The sequence below is a fragment of the Anaerovibrio sp. RM50 genome (genome assembly GCF_000622005.1).
GTDB lineage: Bacteria > Bacillota > Negativicutes > Selenomonadales > Selenomonadaceae > Anaerovibrio.
In genome coordinates, this window is sequence record NZ_JHWV01000005.1 from 176,945 (window position 1) to 198,863 (window position 21,919).

Consider the following 21,919-nt stretch of genomic DNA (forward strand, 5'->3'; position numbering starts at 1 on the left):
ATGAAGAAATTATCAAAAATGATTATGGTATGTATACTGGGAGTGTCTGTTGCTGTAGGTTTACAAAACAGAAACGTACAGGCTGAACCTGTATCTGAGGGCAATATAATTGTGGTGGCTGATGACGATACTAGCGTATTTAAAGTGAACTACATGCATAAAGAAAATATGCTGGATCAGTATCGGTTGTTTAAGTATGATAGAATACAATTGGTGTCTGTGGGACATGGGGAGTTTCCTTCGACTTTATCTTCTGCTTATTATATACAAATAGGTGTGGATGGTTGTGCCCAAATTCCCTGTGTGGGAAGAGTAAGATTAGTAGATCTCACCTTGGATGAAGCTAGAGACTTATTAGAAAGTAGGCTAAGTAAATATTTTAAACTGTCTGGATTTGATGTTTTTTTGCGGGAATATGCTACACGTAAGGTTTACGTTATGGGAAATGTTAAATCACCTGGTATCAAAGAAATGGCAGTAGACTCTATGAATGTTTATGCGGCAATTTCTGCAGCTAACGGTGTAGATAATAGAGGTCGTTCTAAGCACGTTCAACTACTGCGTCAAGTTGATGATAAACTTTATTTTAAGGAAATAAATCTGGATGCTTTTGTAAAACAGCATGACATGAGCCAGAATATTGCCTTGGAAGATGGGGATATAGTATATGTACCAGATTCTGGTAAGGTTATTTGGAGCGAAGATATCATTCCATATATAAATGCTTATTCGGTATATAGAAGTTTAACAAATAAATAATTTAATGAATAACTGTTAATTTATGAAGCGCATTAGAGGATAGGAGTTTTATACTAGCATGGATGAGAAAAAAAAAGATGATGAAATTGAGTTTGATTTGGGAAGATATTTTGGAATACTGTGGGATAGAAAGAAAATAGCAGGTGGAATAATAGTTGTTTGTAGTCTTGTGGCTATGATATATTCACTTATTATCCCTCCTACTTTTGAGTCAACTACATTAGTACAGACTAAAAGTTCCAATAAAATAGATTTATCTGGTTCATCCGCGGCTATGGCTTTATTGGGAATGAACGGAGGCTCAGCGTCTACTAATGACTATATGGAAATGATGAAATCTCGTACTGTATTGGAGCCAATTATGGACATTGTTTTTGAGGATCTTTCGGAAAAAGACAGAGACAAGATGACAGCTCATGGCTTTGCCGAAGGGAGATTGACCATTAAAAATGTAAAGGGAACTAGTCTTATAAATGTTACCGCCAAAGGCAAAAGTCCTGAAGAAGCCCAGATGATAGCTGATAGTGTTGTGGAGAATTTTTTGAAAATGATGACTACCATGAACCAAAATAGTCAATCATATATGGTAAAGTTTTTAAACGAAAGAATAGATACGACCAAGCAGGAATCCGAGGACGCTTCCAATAAGCTGGAGCAGTATAGTAGAGAGCATAAGGTATATGAACCAGATTCTCAGACTTTAGCGATGCTTGATAGAACAGCAGTCTATGATAAGGCACTGAGTGATTTTGTTGTAGACCAAAAGGCAGCTAGTGCCAAGTTGGAGGCAGTTAATATCGAGCTTGGTAAACAAAATGCTAAAATAGAAACATATAATATTGCTGAGGATAGTGTAGTTGGGCAATTAAGAGATCAAATTGCCCAGCAGGAAGTTGAAATTGTTAAACTTGAACAGAAATACACGGAAGAACACCCTGAGTTGAAAAATGCGAGAGAGCAATTAACAGCTTTAAAGACACAGCTTTCTCAGACGGTTTCTGTAGCAGTAGCTAGTGGTGTGGCTACATTAAATCCAACTCAGTCAAGTTTAATAAAGGATCAGGTTCAAGCACAGGTGGATATGGATGTAGCCAGAGCTAGTGAAATGGCTGTGCGGTCTCAAATGGCAGAAGTCGATGATGATATGGCGCAGCTGTCAGAAGATGCTTTGGAATATTTTAAATTGAAGCGTGATGCTGACATAAAGGAAGATGTTTATGTTGCTTTAGTAAAGCAGAGTGAACAGTCTCGTATACAGGCTACAATGGAAAGTATGGATATTCAAGTAATAGATAAGGCAAATCTGCCAAAAGAGAAGAGTGCTCCGAGAAGAACACTTATTACTTTTGTCGGTATGGCTTTAGGTTTGATGATCTATCTGGTATATGGCTTTTGGCTATACAGGAAAGAAAGAGTAGTTTAATTTTATTCCAAGCTGTTTTATAAAAAATAGTTTATGTTAGAATCGCTTGGGAAAAGTAGTAAGCATGAAGGTTGTAATTATGGCAGCAAAGGGATGTACTAGAATTTTCTGCTTTGTTTCACGGATATTGCTAAAATTTTTTATGCCAATAGATGGTGCTCTCGTATTAGAAAGAGAAATTATTTCACTCCGAATACAGTGATTTACCGATATTACTCTTATCTATGGACTCTATTAATGTCCATAACATCTAGAAAAAGTGTTTGCGGGAGAAGTTCCAGAGTTTAAATGTGACTGTGAATGTCGAAAAAAAGAAGCCTGGAATCATACTAAAAGTTGCACAGTAGATTAATATTGATCTACGTTATAGTTGGATAATTTGTGATAGTGATAATGATGTTAGTGCAGGTGAAGGCTGCTGATGTAAGTATGTACAAATAAAAGAAGGCGGTCTGCTAGAGGCCGTGAGAGGTTTTTTAATGATAATAACTAAGACACCTTTTAGAATGAGTTTTTTCGGCGGTGGAACCGATATAGAAGAATATTTTAAAGAATATGGGGGGGCGGTACTTTCTACAACATTTGATAAATATTGCTATGTGACAGTTCGCCATCTCCCAAGATTTTTTGATTGGTCAACACATCTTACATATTCTTCACAAGAATATGTAACGGATATTGATGAAGTAATGCATCCAGCCATAAGGAATGCTATGAAGATGTTAGATATGCATGAAATTAGATTAATATATGACGCAGATCTTCCAGCTCGTTCTGGTCTTGGCACTTCATCTTCGTTTGCAGTTGGTATGTTGAACGCCTTCTATGCTCTTAAAGGTAAGTATGTTGATAGAAAAAGGCTTTCTGATGAAGCTATATATCTCGAAAGACAATTGTGTAATGAGGCTGGTGGTTGGCAGGACCAAATTGCAGCAGCATTTGGTGGCATGAACAGAATAGAATTCAATAAAGATGGAACTTACAATGTGCAGCCTATTATTATCCATCCAGAACGGAAAAAACAGTTAAATGACAACTTAATGGTGTTTTTCACGGGTTTTACCCGTTTTTCTTCTGATGTGCAAAAAGTAAATGCTATAGGGTATACAGAGAAGATAAAACAATTACAGGAAATGTATGAGCTTGTGGGTAAGGCGCAGGCTGTACTTGAAGACAAGTATAGTAATTTAGACGATTTTGGTAGACTTCTAGATGAAACATGGAAATTAAAGAGACAAACTGGCGAAGCAATAAGTACAGACTCTATAGATGGACTTTATAACAAAGGTTTAGAGGCTGGTGCATTAGGTGGAAAACTATTAGGAGCAGGTGGTGGAGGTTTTCTTTTGTTTTATGTTCAACCTGAAAATAAAAAGGCTGTCATGGAAGCAATGAAGAACTTATTATATGTTCCTTTTAAGTTTGAAGATGGAGGGACACGTGTAATTCACTATTCCCCGGAGATGTATGAAAAAGTAGGAGATTAACGATGAATGTACTTGTAACCGGAGCAGGTGGCATGGTCGGCTCACATATGGTTGAGATTTTATATAATTGCGGCTATGCAGTAATTGGCGTATGGCATAAGAATAAAACAAATATAGAACAGGTTTCAGCCCCTATAAACTTTGTTCAATGCGATTTGCGTTATGGGTATGGTATTGAAGAACTTATTATGGACAAACTGCCGCAAAGAATTTTTCACCTTGCGGCTCAGTCCTATCCTACGGTTTCTTGGGTTAGCCCTGCTGAAACCATAGATGTAAACATTAATGGAACTGTAGCTGTCTTTGAGTCTATAAAGAAAGCAAGGAAATATGTGTATGCTGCGTATGATCCAATGGTGGTTGTTGCCTGTTCCTCGGCTGAATATGGCCAGACTCTGAACGAATTAAAAGATCCATTTGTTAGAGAGACAGCAGAATTGAAGCCATTACATCCTTATGGCGTGTCTAAAGTAGGACAGGATTTGCTTTCGTATCAATACTTTATGAATGATCATATACGCTGTATTCGTGCCAGAATTTTTAATTCTACAGGGACGCGTAAAGTTAACGATGTGACTTCTGATTTTACAAAGCGCGCTATATTGGCAGAAAAAAGCGGCATATACAAGTTACGTTGTGGAAATCTGGAAACTCATCGTGCCATCATGGATCAGCGGGATCTGGTTCGAGCTTTGCTACTGTTGGCAGAAAAAGGCAAGGCAGGAGAGGCCTATAATATATCTTCTGAACATATATATAAGATGGAAGATATAGTGAAGATGATTGAAGTTGAGATTAAACATGAGTTAATAAGAGAAGTAGATAAAGCACTTATCCGACCTACGGATGAACGAATTATCGTTGGCAATGTTGATAAAATCAAACATGACACTGGTTGGAAGCAGGAAATCAAAATGGAACAGACCATATCAGATATGCTGAATTACTGGCGTGGTCATATATAGACTAAGCAAGAATAGGGAAGTAATATGTCATTAAACAGGCAACCTTTTATGAATACCTATATCGACAATGTTACAAAACAGGAAGCCATTGCCCATATAGAGTATTGCATTAAGAACCAAATTATAGGCCAGGTAATAACACCTAATGTTGACCAGATTGTACGCATGGAGTGGGATGACAAATTTAAGAAGATTTGTGAGGATTGTGAATTACTGCTTGTGGATGGTCATCCGCTTATTTGGACGGCAAAACTATACAATAGGCCCTTCAAAGAGAAGATATGTGGATCTGACCTTGTACCAGAGCTTTGCAAGATTGCAGCTCAGAAGGGGTATTCTGTGTTTTTTTTAGGGGCTGCACCTGGCGTGGCACAACAAGCTGTAGATAATCTAAAGGAAAAATATCCTAGCCTAAATGTTGTTGGATGTTATTCCCCACCATTTGGATTTGAAAAAGATAAAGCGGAAATAGCAAATATAAATAAAATGCTCCTTGACTCGAAAGCTGATATGCTTTTTGTTGGCATGGGGGTTCCAAAGCAGGATATATTTATCCATGAGAATATGAGAAAGTATCAAATACCAATGTCGTTTTCAATTGGTGCAACGATTGATTTTATTGCTGGGGTACAAAAAAGAGCACCTAAATGGATGCAAGACATTGGTATGGAGTGGTTTTACAGGTTAATTTCAGATCCCAGACGTATGTTTAAAAGATATGTCATTGATGATAGTAAATATCTGTATTTAATATGGAAATATAGAAAAGTTGGCGGGAAATCATAAAATGAAAGTACATAAAAACCAAACCAATCTGGATTATTTTATCTTTAAGTGGTTGTGGCTGATTATATTATTACCGAAGCCAGTCCAGCTGGTTGTTTTCGTAACAGTTATATATCTTTTGGTGTCGAAAAATGGCTTTAAGGTAATCTTTGACTATGCGGCTGTGGCGATGTGTATGCTTGCAATGGTTCATTCTTTTGCGATACTGTATAACATTGCGGAATTTAAGCCTGAATTTATACGTTGTATTGGTGCGATAAATACGATGGTATTATGGCCTATAGCTGCTCTTTATGTTGCATATTATAGAGGTGCAGATATAAATATTTTCACTATCGGAAAGTATTGTGCACGTAATTTGTACATTATGCTAATACCAGCCATTATTGCTGCAATTATGTTTTATGTTTTTCAGATGAATTCTTTTTCACTATTTGGTAGAACGTTGTTTGTAACAACATATTTAAGCGAGGAACCTACTATTAAGTTTTTTGGGTTAAATGATTTTTCCAATATAAATCTTTTTTACATAATGTTAAATTTGATGTTATCGCTACCGTATTTGTACCAAAAAAATCGAAGTTCAATTATAGGTATACTTACAATTACTTCCTTTGAGGTATTCTTAATTCATTCAAGACTAGGTATGTGTATTTTTTCGGTTTCTCTTCTGTTCGCATTTCTTGATACAATAATGAGGAAATATAAGAACATATTATTATTAATGATAGCGTTATTCGGAATTATGATTGTTATAGTAGCTTATAAAGAATTTAATGAGTTGTTCACAAGTTCTATTGTATATGGAAATGAAGATAGTACATTATATAGAATAGACCTTCTAACGACTAGTGTAATAAAAGCATGGGATGTATCACCTTTGTGGGGAATGGGGATCAAAGAGGTCTTTAGACCAATGGAAGATTTTATTGCCTATTTAGGTTCGCATTCAACTTATGTGGGATTTTTCTATAAGACAGGATTTTTAGGCGCGGTATTAGGATTGTTTATATACATAAGGATGAATTATATGGTAATTAAAGAAAGTTTCAAGAACCAAAATGTAAGAATGATGTTGTTATTTTTAATAAGTTTTATCATATTATTTGCAATAGAGGATGTTGATGGGACAAATTGGTCTATGTTTATATATTTTACGGTATTAAGTATATTATCTAATGGCGCAATGGTTAAGGAGAGAAGATATTAAGATGAAACCATCGATCTTGGCAATATATTTACCTCAATATCACCAAACAGAATATAATGATAAGTGGTGGGGGGAAGGATATACGGAGTGGACAGCTTGTAAACATGCTAAACCTTTATTTAAGGGGCATGTCCAACCTAGAATTCCGTATTCGGAATATGACTTATCGCATGTGAATGCAATCAGTAGACAGGCTAAAATGGCAAAAGAACATGGAATAGACGGCTTTGTTATATATCACTATTACTCTTGTGGCAGTAAACTTTTGGATAAACCAACTGAACTGCTTCTTAATAATGAGGATATTGATACCAATTATTGCCTTTATTGGGCGAATGAATCTTGGGAAAGTAGATGGTATGGGCAGAAGACTGAAGTTATATGGGAACAGAAATATGGTAATGAAAACAATTGGGAAGAACATTTTCACTATTGCCTTAAATTCTTTAAAGATAAGCGTTATATAAAGGTGGATAATAAGCCGGTGTTTATAATATATAAAGATTGGAGTTTTAAGGATGTAAACAAGTTTGTAACATATTGGAATGAGTTGGCTATTAAAAACGGCTTTGATGGTATATATTTTGTTAAAACTGTGGCAGGCGGTAATGATGATTCATTAGGGTGCTTTAATGCTGCATTTGAAAGAGAGCCTTTTTATACATTTACACATGGACTTCCAGCTTTTAGAAAATATGGTAGGTACCTACGATCGAGAGTACTAGAGTATCTAAACAAAATAATTTTAAATAAATTTAAAACTGGGGTAATTCAGTATCAACCAGATTATAAAGAAATATGTAATCTGATTTCATCGAGAAATATGCCAAATGGTGGTAGGACGATATTGGGGGCATTTACTGATTGGGATAATTCACCAAGAAGACAGTATAATTCTACGGTTTTTAGAAATGTGTCAGTGGATGCCTTTGAAAAGTGTCTTCGCAATCAATATTACAAAGCGGAAGAGCAAGAATCGCCATTTGTTATAATAAATGCATGGAATGAGTGGGGAGAAGGGAATTATTTAGAACCTGATGAATTATATAGTGATGGTTTCTTAAAGGCTGTGAAAAATGTAAAATCATGACATAATAGAGTATCGATTTGCATTAATTGTGAAATGATGCAGGAGGAGAAGGTTTGCTATGCTTGTTGTTAGTATGGGGTGTGGTTTGGGGAATCAGATGTTTGAATATGCATTTTATAAGCATTTATGTAAAAAATATACAAGCGAGATAATTAAACTTGATATAAGACACGCATTTCCGTTTGCTCATAATGGAATTGAGCTATTTGATATTTTTGATTTATCTGGAGAAGTTGCGAGTAAGCAAGAAGTTCTGTTTTTGACGTCAGGGTATGGCCTACATGGTGTTGGGTTTGAATATAAAACTATTTTTCACAGAATAGGAGAAAAAGTAAGAAAACTTTTCTCGTTGACACCACAAACTATGAAAATTCAAGATGATTATACAGAGTATTATAATGAATTTTTTAATGTGATGCCCGGTAAATCGGTGTACTATCTAGGTGTTTTCGCAAATTACCATTATTTTAAGGAGATACAATATGATATAAAAAATATATACAAATTTCCTACTATAGATGATCTGAAAAACAAAAGATATGCAGAAAAAATGGAAAATTGTAATTCAGTATCTATTCACGTTAGAAGAGGAGATTATGTAAGCGAAGGAGTAAAGCTTACGCCCTTATCATTTTATAGAAAAGCTATTTTAAAGATTGAAGAAAAGGTAAAAAATGCTCATTTTTTTGTCTTCGCAGATGATGTAGAGTATGCTCGTTCGCTTTTTCCTGATAATGATCATTATACGTTTGTAGAAGGAAATAATGGCAAGAATAGTTTTCGCGATATGCAACTTATGAGTTTATGTAAGCATAATATCACAGCAAACAGTACGTTTAGCTTTTGGGGAGCATTTTTAAATTCAAATCCTAGTAAAATAGTTATAGCGCCCAACTTGCCATATACAGGTGCAAAATATCCATTTGTATGTGATGATTGGGTGTTGATATAGCATCTAGAGATATACTCTTAGTTATAATTATGCCTATAATATGCAGTTATCAGTTGACACAGCCAAAGGAACTATGAAAAGATGATAAATAATACATTCATTTGTTAATTCGTTGGTACCATTGTCCTGAAATTACCTGCAGGCTGTCTGATAGAATAACTGACATTATCTTACTACTGATAGGGTTTCCTTTTATGTTTCACCTATTAAGTGAATGGCTATATTATACAGATTGTCGATGAATTTGAATTTTGTGGGGTTAACCATATTTTTGTGAATAATCCAGGTTAAATAATGATTAAGGAGGCCTATTTTGAAATCTTTATTAAAGATTTTTACCATATTACCGTCTAAACAATATAAGATGTGTTCTGCAATCTTATTTGCAATGTTAGTAGGAGCAATTCTTGAAGCAGTGGGAATAGGTGCCATTTTGCCATTGATTTCAATAATGGGAAATGAAAAAATATTGTATGAGAATTACGAATTAGCTGAGAATTTGAGCTTAATAGGAATAACAACACATACAGAGTTTATTGTTATGTTGTCATGCGGCCTTATTGTTTTGTATTTAGCAAAAAACTTATATATTGCTTGGGAGAGCTATTTCCAAATACATTTCGCAATAAAAAATCAGATTTATTATTCGAAAGAATTACTAGCAGAATATATTCGTAAACCGTATTTGTTCCACATTAACCATAATACGGCAACATTGATTAGGAATGTCCATTCTGGTTCTATGGTAACATTTTCATTAATATTGATTCCTACATTACAGCTGATTACTGAGGTCATGACTGCATTTATAATTTGGTTGATGTTAGTAATAGTTGATCCGTTTACGGCAATTATTGTGGCAGGCGTATTGTCTATCATAATAATTGGAATTTCTAGGTTCTTTCGCCGAAAAATTACAAATCAAGGAATTATCCAAAATAATTATACAGCACAGTATATAAAGTGGTTAAATCAATCTTTGGGTGCGATTAAGGAAACCAAGATACTACATAAAGAAGAATTTTTTTTGCGAGAATTTAATAATGCTTATTGCCATTATGGTAAGGCAAATGGAAAATTTAATTTTTTTAATCAAGTTCCTCGTACTATTATTGAAGCTTGTGTTGTTAGTGGTCTGCTTGTCCTTATTATTGTTAAATTAATATTAGGTAATACACCAATGGATATTGTCCCTTTGCTTGGAGTTCTAGCACTTGCAGCTTTTCGATTGATGCCCAGTGCTAATCGTATTATTAATTATGCAAATCTAATAAAATTCCAAATGCCGTTTTTTAATGAACTTTATCCAGAGCTTTATTCAATTCGTAGACGTGTTGAAAAAAAATCAGATGGTTATATAACTCCACCAGGAAAAAAATTACCATATAAAGATATTTTATGCGTTGAACATGTTGGATTTCATTATCCTGATATGGAGGATGATGTGTTGTCAGATGTCACGTTTAATGTTCCTAAAGGAAAGTTTGTCGGTATTGTTGGACCATCCGGTGCAGGTAAGACTACTTTTGTTGACATATTACTTGGTCTGTTAGAACCAACAAGTGGGAAGATTACTGTCGATGGTATTGATATTTTCTCTGATATAAGGGCATGGCAGGAAAACCTTGCATATGTGCCTCAAAGTATATATTTGATAGATGGTACTATTAAAGAGAATATAGCATTGGGGGTGAAGAGTGAAGATATAAGTGATGAACAAATAAAAACTGTTCTTAGAATGGCTGAATTATATGATTATATAATGTCCTTGCCAGAAGGGATGAATACTCAAGTGGGGGAACGCGGAGTAAAACTTAGTGGAGGACAATGCCAGCGAATTGGTATTGCCAGAGCATTATATCAGCAACCGGAGGTGCTTATTCTGGATGAGGCTACTAGTGCACTTGATAATGAAACCGAGAAGAGTATTACAGAGACAATACTGAAACTCAAGGGAACAATTACAATAGTGAGTATTGCACATAGAGTTAGTACTTTGGAAGCGTGTGATTATAAGGTCAAATTTCAATCAGGTAGGGTTGAAATAATTTAAAGGTAATATTTGATGCGACCGACAGCATTTTGTTTTTTATTGTTTGATAGTACTTATGAAAATGAGAAAAGAAATAACAGGGTAGGCACTCATTTCGCTTTAAATAAAATTTTGGATAGTTTTGTTGAAGAGAATGACAACACATTTTTGATTTATGTGCGTAAATATGTATTGTCATCAACTGATTTGACAGATAATATCAGGCATTATAAGAGAAATGTATATTATAAGTTAGCTATTGAAATTGTAAAATTAATAGAATCATTTAATACAAGTAGTAAAAAAATTCAGGCGTTAAGCTAAAAACTCGTAAAATTAAAAATGATGTATTGGATATACCGATTGTTTCGCGGATTTGGCAAAAATCTAAGTAATTTACACATATTTATGGGAGGATCAAATGTCTCAAGAAATTTTAAGTAATTTAAAACCCAACATAGCTGTTGTTGGATTAGGTTATGTTGGAATGCCCTTGGCAGTGGCTTTTGCAAAAAAAACAAAGGTTATAGGTTTTGACACTAATGTTGAGAAAATAAACAGATATCAATCTGGTATAGATCCAACCTTTGAAGTGGGCGATGAAATAATAAAAAATACAACAGTTGAGTTTACATCAGATGAAAGCACATTGGATGAAGTAGATTTTTTTATTGTGGCTGTACCTACTCCGATAAACCAGGACAAAACACCTGATTTATCTCCGGTAGAAGGTGCTAGTGCGGTAGTAGGCCGTCATCTTCATAAAGGTGCCATTGTTGTATATGAATCTACTGTATATCCAGGAGTAACAGAGGATATCTGTCTTCCTATTCTTGAAAAAGTATCTGGACTGACAGGTGGACGTGACTTTAAAATAGGTTATTCTCCAGAACGTATTAATCCGGGGGATAAGGTTCATCGCTTGGAAAACATAAAAAAGATTGTTTCAGGCATGGATGAGGAATCTCTGAATGAAATTGCAAAGGTTTATGAGATGATTATTCAAGTTGGCGTACACCGTGCGCCATCCATAAAAGTTGCTGAGGCTGCAAAAGTAGTAGAAAATAGCCAAAGAGATATTAATATAGCCTTCATGAATGAATTGGCTACAGTGTTTGAAAGAATGGGAATTGCCACCCTTGATGTTTTGGAGGCTATGAATACAAAGTGGAATGCACTTAATTTTCGTCCAGGATTGGTAGGAGGACATTGTATTGGAGTGGATCCATATTATTTCGTTTATCAGGCAGAAAAGCTGGGTTATCATAGTCCAGTGATTATGGCTGGTAGAAAGATAAACGACGGCATGGGCGCCTTTGTTGCTGATATAGCGATAAAGCACATGATAAAGGCTGGTTTGGTTGTTCGAGATGCTAATGTGGCTATATTAGGTTTAACATTCAAAGAGAATTGTCCAGATATTCGTAATACCAAGGTTATGGATATTGTTAGACGCTTAAGGGAATATGGGATTCAACCAATGGTTTGTGATCCATTAGCAGATGTTCAAGAAACGAAAAAAATGTATAGTATTAATCTAGTGGATTTTAACAATTTATGTAATATTGATTGTTGCATTGTGGCAGTGGCTCATCAGGTATTTTGCCATCTAAATATGGATGATTTAAAAAAAATAAATAGACCAACGCAGAAGATGATATTGATAGATGTTAAAGGTTGCAACAAAAAAATGTCATTAGAAGATATCATTGATTATTGGAGTTTATAATGAATAAAGATTTTATACCAGGATTAGTGTCGGTGGTTATTCCTACATATAACCGTGAGGATTCAATTTTAGATGCTATACAGTCAGTTGTTGAGCAAGATTATAAAAATATTGAAATTTTGGTGTGCGATGATTTTTCTCAAGATGATACAAAGACGGTTGTATTAAACTATGCTAAAGAACATGATAATGTAAAGTATTTATTAAGAAGTGATGGTGGCAAGGGGGCGCAATGGGCAAGAAATAATGGCATAGAATGCGCCCGGGGGGAATATATTGCATTTTTAGATTCTGATGATGAATTATTGCCTGGTTCAATATCAAATAGGGTTGCGGCATTTCATGATCATCCTACTGTGGATATGGTTTATGGTGATGTAGATGTTGATCATCAGCTTTTTCACTATGACCATATACAATATGAGGATCAAAATCTATATCTAATGCAAGAATTATCTCTTTGCTGTTTTATTACAATAATGGTACGTAAAAAAGCGTTTGAAAAGATGCCATTACTTGATACTGAATTAAAAAGCTGGCAGGATGATAATCTGGTACTAAATATTAATAAGTATGGAATGAAGATGTTTCACTGTGGGGTATCGGTAGCCAATATACGCCGTGTTGGTGATAGTATTTCGACAAATTCGTGGAATTTGTTTTACGGGCTAAAAAGACTTATAAAAATATATAGAAATGACATTGTAGATGGGAGCTCATATTGCCGATTGCTTTTATGGAAGTTGAGAATACTGAATAATTGGTTTTTGGCTATGAGAAATCAGCAAAGATATAGATTAAATAGAGTTATTTTTTCCATTGCACATAAAATAACCTATATAATTTGTAGAATGTTTTTTAGACATATTTGGGGCTAGATGGGTGATTTTACGATGATTGAAGAGATAAAACACGAGGATAAACTTTTGGCAATGATTATTCATCATGAATATAATAAGCCAGGCATTTCTTTTTTTACCCCAGGTGATTTATCCCAGCAGGTGGCATATATGCAACATCCAGACGGGCATATAATAGAGCCACATGTGCACAATAAGGTAGTTCGTGAAGTACATTATACTCAGGAAGTTCTTTTGCTTAGAAAAGGAAAACTTCGTGTAGATTTTTATGATGATGAGCGCAATTACCTGGAGAGCCGTATATTGGGAGCCGGAGATTTAATTCTTCTAGCCACGGGTGGCCATGGATTTAAAGTGCTTGAAGAAGTTGAAATGTTTGAAATAAAACAAGGACCGTACGCTGGAGACGGTGACAAGACTAGGTTTATGGGAATAGCAGACAATGAAATTGTTCTTCCGGAGGAGGAAAAGTGATGCGAAAGGTTTTTGTTAACGAGCCAGTTTTAAATGGTAATGAAAAAAAATATATTAATGAGTGTATTGAGACCAATTGGATTTCTTTTGAGGGGCCCTTTGTTAAGCGTTTTGAAGAAGGAATGGCTGCTTTAACTCATCGGAAATATGGTGTTGCCGTATCTAATGGTTCTGTTGCTATTGATACGGCTATTATTGCTTTAGAAATTGGTGAAGGTGATGAGGTTATTATGCCGGACTTCACCATTATGTCTTGTGCTGCCCCTATTGTTCGAGTGGGGGCAAAGCCTATATTGATTGATGCGGATCCTTTTACTTGGAATATGAAGGTAGACGACATTGAGGCGAAAATTACCAATAAGACAAAGGCTATTATGGTAGTCCACATTTATGGATTGCCTGTGGATATGGATCCAGTGTTTGCGTTAGCAAAAAAATATAATTTGGCAATTATTGAAGATGCTGCTGAAATGCATGGACAAACATATAAAGGACGTCCATGTGGAAGTTTGGGTACTATTAGTACATTTAGTTTCTATCCTAATAAGCATATCACAAGCGGAGAGGGTGGTATGGTTGTAACTGATGATGAGCATTTGGCAGAACGTTGCCAGTTGACCCGTAATCTATTTTTTAGTCCCAAAAAACGGTACGTTCATGAAGAACTTGGATATAATTTCCGTATGACTAATTTGCAGGCGGCAATTGGTTGTGCTCAGTTAGAGCGAATTGATGAGACAATTGTAAAAAAACGTCATATTGGTCATTTGTATAACGAACTTCTAAAGGATGTGGAGGGACTTCAGAAACCGGTAGACAAGACAGATTATGCTGATAATATCTATTGGGTATATGGCATAGTATTGAATGATAGTATTAAGATAGATGCGGAAGAGTTTATGAAGCGGTTAGGTGCTGAGGGAATCGGCTGTCGAGGTTTTTTTTGGGGCATGCATGAGCAGCCTATATTCAAAAAGATGGGATTGTTTGAAGGTGAGCAATATCCAAATAGTGAAAGACTGGCACGACGCGGTTTTTATATACCAAGTGGCTTAAATCTGACAGATGATGACCAGAAATATGTTGTAAAAAAATTGAAAAAAGTGTTATCTAAGGTGTAGTAATAATATCATATGGAAGACTCAGACAATACTGATAATTAATTAAACTAGCTCACAAGACATTGTGGAGCATATAATTATCAAGTATTCTTGGAGGTGATTTTGGGTTGCAAAAAGAAGATAGAAAAAAGCGTAGAATTGGGGTTTATTTAGGAGTAGAACCATATGTTGGTGGATCGTTTCAGTATGACCAATCAATTATTTGTGCATTAGATGCATTACCACGAGAACTTTTTGAAATAGTGGTTTTTTATAAGAACGATTTGTGGAAGGAGTATTTATCCACTTTTTCATTTCGAATGATAAAAACTTATGATAGGCGCCAATTGTGGGATATATGGGGAACAATCATTTTAAAAATCGCAAGTAAATGTAATTTTTATTTATGGAGGTGTAAAGGACTTTTTGCTAAAATAAGTAAGTTTTCTCAACAATTTGACAAGGAATATTTAGACTTGTTGATCTTCCCTTCACAGGAAATCTATCCTGCAATGGTAAAGACAAAAACAATTGGCGTAATACATGATTTGATGCATAGGTATGAAAAATTTCCAGAATCAGCGTCGGTGTTTGAGTTTAAGTGGCGCGAGTATTTATATAAAAATGTATGTGAAAGTACAGAGAGAATATTTGTTGATTCTGAAGTAGGCAAACGACATGTTATTGAATGTTATGGGGATAGATATTCGGATAAAATAGAGATAATGCCATTTACGCCCCCACATTATTTGTTCGAGAATCATGAAGACATTTTGCCTAGTGAGGTAGTTTTGCCTAATAAATTTATTTTTTATCCTGCGCAGTTTTGGGAACATAAAAATCATAAAAACCTTATTTTAGCTACTAAGATGCTAAAAGATAGGGGGATTGATATTCAGCTAATTTTTGTTGGTTCGCAGAAGAATGGTTATGAAGAGGCCATGGAGTTGATTCGTGCGAATGAATTGGAAGATAATATTCATGTTTTTGGCTATGTATCGGATTCTTTGATGAGAATTTTGTATCGACGTGCCAGAGCCATGATAATGGCTTCGTTTTGTGGACCTACCAATATTCCTCCATTAGAGGGGATGGCAATGGGATGTCCAGTTGCAGTTTCAAATGTGTATGCTATGCCGTGGCAGATAGGGGAGGCTGGGCTTGTTTTTGATCCTAAGAATGTTAATGAAATTTCAAATGTAATAGAAAAATTGTGGTTAGACGATGAATTATGTTCTGATTTAAAACGAAAAGGTTTGAAACGGGCGGAGTTTTTTTCACAAGCACAATTCAATGATAGATTTTTAAAGGTTATAAAATCAATTTTTTAATTTTTTTATAACTTATCTGCGTAGCTCTTGATTTATTATGTTATATGAGGTCGTAATGGAAAAATATTCTAGTATAATGAAAGCTTTAAAAAAAATTGAGGTTGATTTTCCCGTCAATGAGTGGAAAATTGATGGAGTTGAAATTTGGCCTATTCTACGAGTTAGTGCACAATTAATTAATAGTAAAGATAATAATGAATATGGAAAAAACAAAAGGAATATATTAAAAAGAACATATGGAAAGATATGTAGCTTCCTAAGCATTATTAGAGATAAAGCCTTATATAAATACATTTATTTCAAAGATTATAGTCATAATGATTATATTTCTGAGCAACGAGATATCTTTTTTTTATCCTATTCTGTTTATAGGAAAGCTAAACTTGATGGAAAGTACTATTTTACAGAAATTTTTCCTTTCCTTAATGTTATTGATAATCCTTCTTATGTTATTTTTGAATCAACAATAACAGATACGTGGAAATTACCTAGGTACAATAAATCAATATTTTTGCAAAATGACATTTGGTTTGATTTATTTTGTAATAAACTGCGTAATTTTGTAAATCATAAATATTTAAACCAAGAGATTTATTGCCCGTTGTGTGATGAACTGTATCAGTTTTTGGATAAAACTAATGTTAGTATACTTCCAATAAGTGAAGTCGCTTGTCAAATAAATTTATTGAAAGTGTATGAAAAATATTTCACAAAAAAATTACAAGTGGTAAAACCAAAACTTGTTGTTGTGGAATGGTATTATGGTTTAGAAGGGTTTGCACTAATATTGGCAGCCAAAAAAATGGGGATACCAACAGCTGATTTGCAACATGGAAATCAAGATTCGGAACATTATGCATATGGGTTATGGCCGGCTGAATCAAAGGGGTATCAATTATTACCAGACTATTTTTTAGTATGGGGAATGAGAGAGAAGAGAAATATACAGAAATGGAATACTTGCTGTGTAGACAAGCATATACCTTTGATAACCGGGTATCCATGGATAGATTTGTGGAAAAATAAAAAAATTCCTATGGGGTTCGAAAAGGAATTCAAAAAATTGGAAGCAGTTAAGGATTCAAGGTGCCAAAGTCACATTTTATTTTCTATGGATTACGAAATGCCTTGTGAAAATGTCATAAAATTGATACAGTCATCTCCACCTGAATGGCAGTGGTGGATTAGAATGCACCCTGTAATGCTACATCACTGGAATGAATTTGGTCAATTGTTTGAACAAAAGCTTTTAGGATGTAATGCAAATTGGAAAGAAGCGTCTTCTTGTCCGTTGCCAGCCTTGTTGTCGTTTATTGATTTGAATATTACATATGGGTCTACAATAGCAATATTATGCGATGAATGGAGAATTCCTTCTATAGCAGAAGATTCTAAGGTGTTGGAAGGAACTGCCGAAGGAGAAAGTTTAATTTTAATTTATAAATTGGACTTGTTAAAAATTAGTGATGTTTCTGAAATACTTGAAGGGAAGAAAAACATAGGAGTAGTATACAGCCGCGAAGATGATTATAATGATTTATCATTGATAAAATCAGTAATTGAGTAGCAGATTTTTAGATTCATATTGTATAATAAGAAACATATACATAAGTGTTTTCATTAAGACTGAAAAATAGGAGAGTGTTGTAGTTATGTTACATGAAAAAGTAATTTTGGTCACAGGCGGTACAGGTTCTTTTGGTAACACCTTCGTGCCCATGACATTAAAAAAATATAATCCAAAGAAGCTTATCATTTATTCCCGGGACGAGATGAAGCAGTGGAATATGGCCAAGAAATTTCAGGGGGATGAAAGGGTAAGATTTTTTATTGGCGATGTGCGGGATAAAGATAGACTTTACCGTGCACTTGATGGGGTAGATTATGTTGTTCATGCTGCTGCCACTAAGATTGTCCCTACTGCCGAATACAACCCTTTTGAATGTATCAAGACAAATGTTAATGGTGCTATGAATATTATTGATGCATGTATAGATAAGGGAGTTAAGCGGGTAGTAGCCTTGTCAACTGATAAAGCAAGTTCACCAATTAATTTATATGGTGCCACAAAACTGTGCTCGGATAAAGTCTTTATAGCGGGGAATTCTTATTCCGGTGGAAAGATAAAATTTGCGGTGGTACGATATGGTAATGTTATGGGATCCCGTGGTTCTGTTATTCCGTTTTTTATGGAAATTGCCAAGACAGGGAAGTTGACTATTACTGATAAGCGTATGACCAGATTTATGATTTCTCTGGAGCAGGGTGTGGAATTGGTTTGGCATGCCTTTGATGACATGGAGGGAGGAGAGATTTATGTAAAGAAGATCCCATCCATGAATATTTGTGATATTGCCACTGCTGTAGATGAAAAGGCTGAACAGGTTGAAATCGGTATCAGACCAGGCGAGAAGCTCCATGAGCAGATGATTGGTGTTGAGGATGCTCATTTTACTTATGAGTATCCTGAGCATTTTAAGATTTTGCCGCAGATTTGCAATTGGGGAAGCATTGATACCATGATAAAAGGCGGTACCAGAGTGCCAGAGGGCTTCAGCTATACATCCGACAACAACAAGGAATGGATGACTATTCCAAAGCTTCAGGAGTGGATAGAGAAGAATCGCAGTAAAATCGGAAGTATTTAGGATTTTCTTGTCGATTATGGAGAAGTATAGTGTTTGGTTGAAATAGGTGTAAAGATGACGGTAAATGCAATAATTCAAGCAAGGCGTGGCTCAACAAGATTTCCCAATAAAATTTTTGCTGATATTGATGGCAAGCCACTTTTATGGCATGTTGTAAACAGATTAACATATGCCAAAAACATAGACAAAATTGTAATAGCTACTACAACAAATACAGAAGATGACAAGACTGAGCAGTGGTGTAATGAGAATGATGTCTGCTGCTTCAGGGGTAGTGAAAATGATGTTTTGAACAGATACTATATGGCTTCACGTTCATTCCCGTCTGATGTGATTGTAAGGATTACGGCAGATGATCCCTTTAAGGAACCGGAGATTATTGATGCTGTGGTGTCAAAAATAGTGGATGAAGGATATGATCTGGCCACGAATAATTTTCCGCCATCTTTTCCGGAAGGTTTGGATTGTGAGGCTTTCACCAGAAGGGCTCTTGAATATATGGAAAAAATTTCAGAAGATGCCTTTGAGCGTGAGCATGTAACACAGTATATTTATCGCCATCCCGACAAATTCCGTATTGGTAATGTCAAATGTAACCAACAGTTGTCATCACTGCGGTGGACCATAGATAATCTGGAAGATTATAAGATGGTAAAAAAAATATATGAGAACAGGGAAAAAACTGGAATATTGTTGATGGATGAGATTTTGGAAATATTAGAAAAAAATCCAGCCATTAAGGATATAAATTTAAAAGTTAAACGCAGTGCAATGTATCAGTGAAAGGACATAATTATGGACAGATTTTCATCATTGGAGAAAAAATATGTTATGGAGGTTTTGGACAATGAGTTTGCAACCTCAAAAAACTCCATATTTAATAATAAGCTCGAAAAGGCTTTTGCAGAAAAGTTTAATTCAAAGTATGCTATAGGGCACTGCAATGGAACGGCTACACTGCATGTGGCACTTTTGGCGTGTGGCGTGGGGCAAGGTGATGAAGTAATAGTCCCGGCGTTGACTATGTCATCTACATCCATTCCGGTGGTGCTCTGCGGGGCCATTCCTGTTTTTGCCGACAGTGATATTGATACCTTCCAGATTTCAGCTGACAGTATTGAAAAATGCATTACAGACAAAACAAAAGCTATTATTACCGTATCCTTGTATGGTCTTGCACCGGATTATGATAGGATTATTGCTTTGTGCAAAAAGCATAATATTGCCCTTATCGAGGATAATGCCGAGTGTTTCCTGGGAGAATATAAGGGAAAGCTTGTTGGTGAGTTTGGTGATTTTGCAAGCTTCAGCTTTCAGGCAAGTAAGCATCTGACCACAGGAGAAGGTGGTATGCTTATTACCAACAACGAGGAATTGGCAGATAAGGCCAGACGCTTGAATTGCCTTGGTTATGCAGGTGTTAGTGCGAAGCAGGGAAAGATTACACGAAATGACATACAGGACCCGAATTACAGCAGACATTTGTCCTTTGGATATAATTATCGTATGTCTGAGCTTCAGGCTGCATGTGCATTGGGACAGCTTGAAAGAGCGGATGATCTTGTCCAGCAGAGGATTGAAGTAGCGAAGATATTTGATGAGGCCGTTGAAAATCAGAATATTGTAAAGAAACAAGTCACACCATCTGATTGCAAAAATTCTTTCTGGACATACTGCCTTGTTTTGAATACTGATCAGCCTGATGTTGATTGGTATCGTTTTCGTGATATTTTCCAGAAAAATGGCGGGGATGGATATTACGCAGCTTGGAAATTGTCCTATAATGAGCCGGCTTATAAGGAAATATTGCAGCCTATGCCTGGTGTGTGGCAAAAATATGATGAAACCTGTTGTCCAAATGCAGAATATCTCCAGAAGCGTATGATTCAGTTAAAAACAAATTACTGGAATATTGAAGAAGCAAAGAGGCAGGCGGATATACTGAAGAAGACCATCGCTGAGTACAGTGAAACATGCGAAGGGAGATAATTGAGATGGCTAAATTCAATCAAAATATAAAAATTGGAAATAAAATGCTTGGCCTCTATTATCCTACGTATTTTATTGCTGAGATAGGTGGCAATTTCGATGGTAGCATAGATAAGGCAAAAAGATTAATCGATGCGGCCAAGGAAGCAGGGGCTGACTGCGCGAAATTCCAGACATTTACAGCGGAAACTATCGTTTCTGAGGGCGGGTTCTCAAAAATGACTCTCCATGGAGTACATGGTTCATGGGGACGTACTGTTTCTGAAGTTTTCAAAGATGTCGAATTTCCTGTGGAATGGCATCAGGAAATAGCTGATTATTGTAAAAATGTAGGTATTGATTTTTCTACGTCACCGTATTTCAAAGAGGCTGTGGATCTTTGTGCTGATATGAAGGTACCATTTATCAAGATTGGTTCCGGCGAGATAACATGGTTGGAGATGATTGAGTACACTGCCCGCAAGGGAATCCCAATTATGTTGGCAACTGGTGATGCGACCATGTCTGAGATAGATGAGGCAGTGCGTACAATAGAAAAGACGGGTAATAAGGATTTGGTTTTAATGCAGTGCATTACCAATTATCCTTCAAAGATTGACAGTGCAAATGTAAATGTTTTAAAGACTTATCAGAGTGCATTTGATTGCTTAACAGGCTACTCAGATCATTCTCCTGGCCATGTTGTGGCACTTGCATCTGTCGTTTTGGGAGCCAGAGTTATTGAAAAGCATTTTACCTTGAATAAAAAGGATAAAGGCCCTGACCATCCACATTCTATGGAACCGAATGAGTTTAAGTTTATGGTCGACTCAATTCGGGAAGTGGAACGAGCTATGGGCAGTACCTGCAAAGAAGTGGTTGAGGAAGAGGCTGAGACAGTATATGTTCAGCGCCGTTGCCTTTATGCTAAAAATGATATAAAAAAGGGCCAAAAAATAACAGCAGAAGATTTGGACGTTTTGCGTCCTGCTTTGGGTATTCCGCCTAAATATAAGAATGTAGTTATTGGAAAAACTGCCAATAAGGATATTCCGGCACGTGACCCTATTTTTTGGGAAGATATTTGATTGATGAAGAGGATGGA

The 21,919-nt window shown here is 35.6% G+C and carries 20 protein-coding genes; all 20 read left to right on the forward strand.

The genetic code is table 11. From position 1 onward, the window contains the following. The 20 genes from T525_RS0102790 (at position 1) to T525_RS0102880 (ending at position 21,902) form a co-directional block, all read left to right on the forward strand. Positions 1–759 carry a polysaccharide biosynthesis/export family protein gene (locus tag T525_RS0102790; RefSeq protein WP_037324927.1) on the forward strand — a complete coding sequence of 253 codons (759 nt, stop codon included), beginning with the start codon at positions 1–3 and terminating at the stop codon, positions 757–759. 58 nt (positions 760–817) lie between these two features. Beyond that, positions 818–2,182 carry a GumC family protein gene (locus T525_RS0102795; RefSeq protein ID WP_027405941.1) on the forward strand — a complete coding sequence of 455 codons (1,365 nt, stop codon included), beginning with the start codon at positions 818–820 and terminating at the stop codon, positions 2,180–2,182. Between the two features lie 479 nt (positions 2,183–2,661). Further along, a complete protein-coding gene (locus tag T525_RS0102800) occupies positions 2,662–3,669 on the forward strand; it encodes a kinase (RefSeq protein ID WP_027405942.1) in 1,008 nt (335 codons plus the stop codon). A gap of 2 nt (positions 3,670–3,671) precedes the next feature. Continuing rightward, a complete protein-coding gene (locus T525_RS0102805; protein ID WP_027405943.1) occupies positions 3,672–4,634 on the forward strand; it encodes a GDP-mannose 4,6-dehydratase in 963 nt (320 codons plus the stop codon). Between the two features lie 48 nt (positions 4,635–4,682). Next, complete coding sequence (locus T525_RS0102810) at positions 4,683–5,420, forward strand: WecB/TagA/CpsF family glycosyltransferase (RefSeq protein WP_198022588.1); 738 nt, start codon at positions 4,683–4,685, stop codon at positions 5,418–5,420. Between the two features lies 1 nt (position 5,421). Continuing rightward, positions 5,422–6,630: an O-antigen ligase family protein gene (locus T525_RS0102815; RefSeq protein ID WP_027405945.1), complete on the forward strand. Its 1,209-nt coding sequence runs from the start codon at positions 5,422–5,424 to the stop codon at positions 6,628–6,630. A 1-nt stretch (position 6,631) separates the two neighbouring features. After that, positions 6,632–7,720 carry a glycoside hydrolase family 99-like domain-containing protein gene (locus T525_RS0102820; RefSeq protein ID WP_027405946.1) on the forward strand — a complete coding sequence of 363 codons (1,089 nt, stop codon included), beginning with the start codon at positions 6,632–6,634 and terminating at the stop codon, positions 7,718–7,720. A 58-nt stretch (positions 7,721–7,778) separates the two neighbouring features. After that, on the forward strand, positions 7,779–8,672 hold the full coding sequence (locus T525_RS0102825; RefSeq protein ID WP_027405947.1) for an alpha-1,2-fucosyltransferase: 894 nt from the start codon (positions 7,779–7,781) through the stop codon (positions 8,670–8,672). Between the two features lie 313 nt (positions 8,673–8,985). Beyond that, the gene (locus T525_RS0102830) at positions 8,986–10,725 is read left to right on the forward strand and encodes an ABC transporter ATP-binding protein (protein ID WP_027405948.1); all 1,740 of its coding nucleotides are present in this window, start codon (positions 8,986–8,988) and stop codon (positions 10,723–10,725) included. Positions 10,726–10,737: 12 nt separating this feature from the next. Then, positions 10,738–11,028: a hypothetical protein gene (locus tag T525_RS16175; protein ID WP_156945514.1), complete on the forward strand. Its 291-nt coding sequence runs from the start codon at positions 10,738–10,740 to the stop codon at positions 11,026–11,028. Between the two features lie 97 nt (positions 11,029–11,125). After that, on the forward strand, positions 11,126–12,433 hold the full coding sequence (locus tag T525_RS0102835) for a nucleotide sugar dehydrogenase (RefSeq protein WP_037324932.1): 1,308 nt from the start codon (positions 11,126–11,128) through the stop codon (positions 12,431–12,433). Next, positions 12,433–13,311 (forward strand): glycosyltransferase family 2 protein, encoded by an 879-nt coding sequence (locus tag T525_RS15810; RefSeq protein WP_072031608.1) that lies wholly within the window; start codon positions 12,433–12,435, stop codon positions 13,309–13,311. The genes T525_RS0102835 and T525_RS15810 overlap by 1 nt, the downstream gene beginning before the upstream one ends. Before the next feature lie 15 nt (positions 13,312–13,326). After that, complete coding sequence (locus tag T525_RS0102845; protein WP_027405950.1) at positions 13,327–13,767, forward strand: hypothetical protein; 441 nt, start codon at positions 13,327–13,329, stop codon at positions 13,765–13,767. Further along, entirely contained in the window at positions 13,767–14,888 is a 1,122-nt protein-coding gene (locus T525_RS0102850; RefSeq protein WP_027405951.1) for a DegT/DnrJ/EryC1/StrS aminotransferase family protein, read from the forward strand. Before T525_RS0102845 ends, T525_RS0102850 begins: the two co-directional genes overlap by 1 nt. Positions 14,889–14,995: 107 nt before the next feature. Next, positions 14,996–16,198 (forward strand): glycosyltransferase family 1 protein, encoded by a 1,203-nt coding sequence (locus tag T525_RS0102855; RefSeq protein ID WP_027405952.1) that lies wholly within the window; start codon positions 14,996–14,998, stop codon positions 16,196–16,198. A 55-nt stretch (positions 16,199–16,253) separates the two neighbouring features. Next, the gene (locus T525_RS0102860) at positions 16,254–17,765 is read left to right on the forward strand and encodes a hypothetical protein (RefSeq protein ID WP_027405953.1); all 1,512 of its coding nucleotides are present in this window, start codon (positions 16,254–16,256) and stop codon (positions 17,763–17,765) included. 85 nt (positions 17,766–17,850) lie between these two features. After that, positions 17,851–18,846: a UDP-N-acetylglucosamine 4,6-dehydratase (inverting) gene (gene pseB / locus T525_RS0102865; protein ID WP_027405954.1), complete on the forward strand. Its 996-nt coding sequence runs from the start codon at positions 17,851–17,853 to the stop codon at positions 18,844–18,846. Between the two features lie 33 nt (positions 18,847–18,879). Continuing rightward, on the forward strand, positions 18,880–19,629 hold the full coding sequence (locus tag T525_RS0102870; protein ID WP_198022590.1) for a cytidylyltransferase domain-containing protein: 750 nt from the start codon (positions 18,880–18,882) through the stop codon (positions 19,627–19,629). A 12-nt stretch (positions 19,630–19,641) separates the two neighbouring features. Next, positions 19,642–20,835, forward strand: a complete 1,194-nt coding sequence (locus tag T525_RS0102875) for a DegT/DnrJ/EryC1/StrS aminotransferase family protein (RefSeq protein ID WP_027405956.1) — start codon at positions 19,642–19,644, stop codon at positions 20,833–20,835. A 5-nt stretch (positions 20,836–20,840) separates the two neighbouring features. Beyond that, a complete protein-coding gene (locus T525_RS0102880; protein ID WP_027405957.1) occupies positions 20,841–21,902 on the forward strand; it encodes an N-acetylneuraminate synthase family protein in 1,062 nt (353 codons plus the stop codon). The last annotated feature ends 17 nt before the right edge of the window (positions 21,903–21,919 follow it).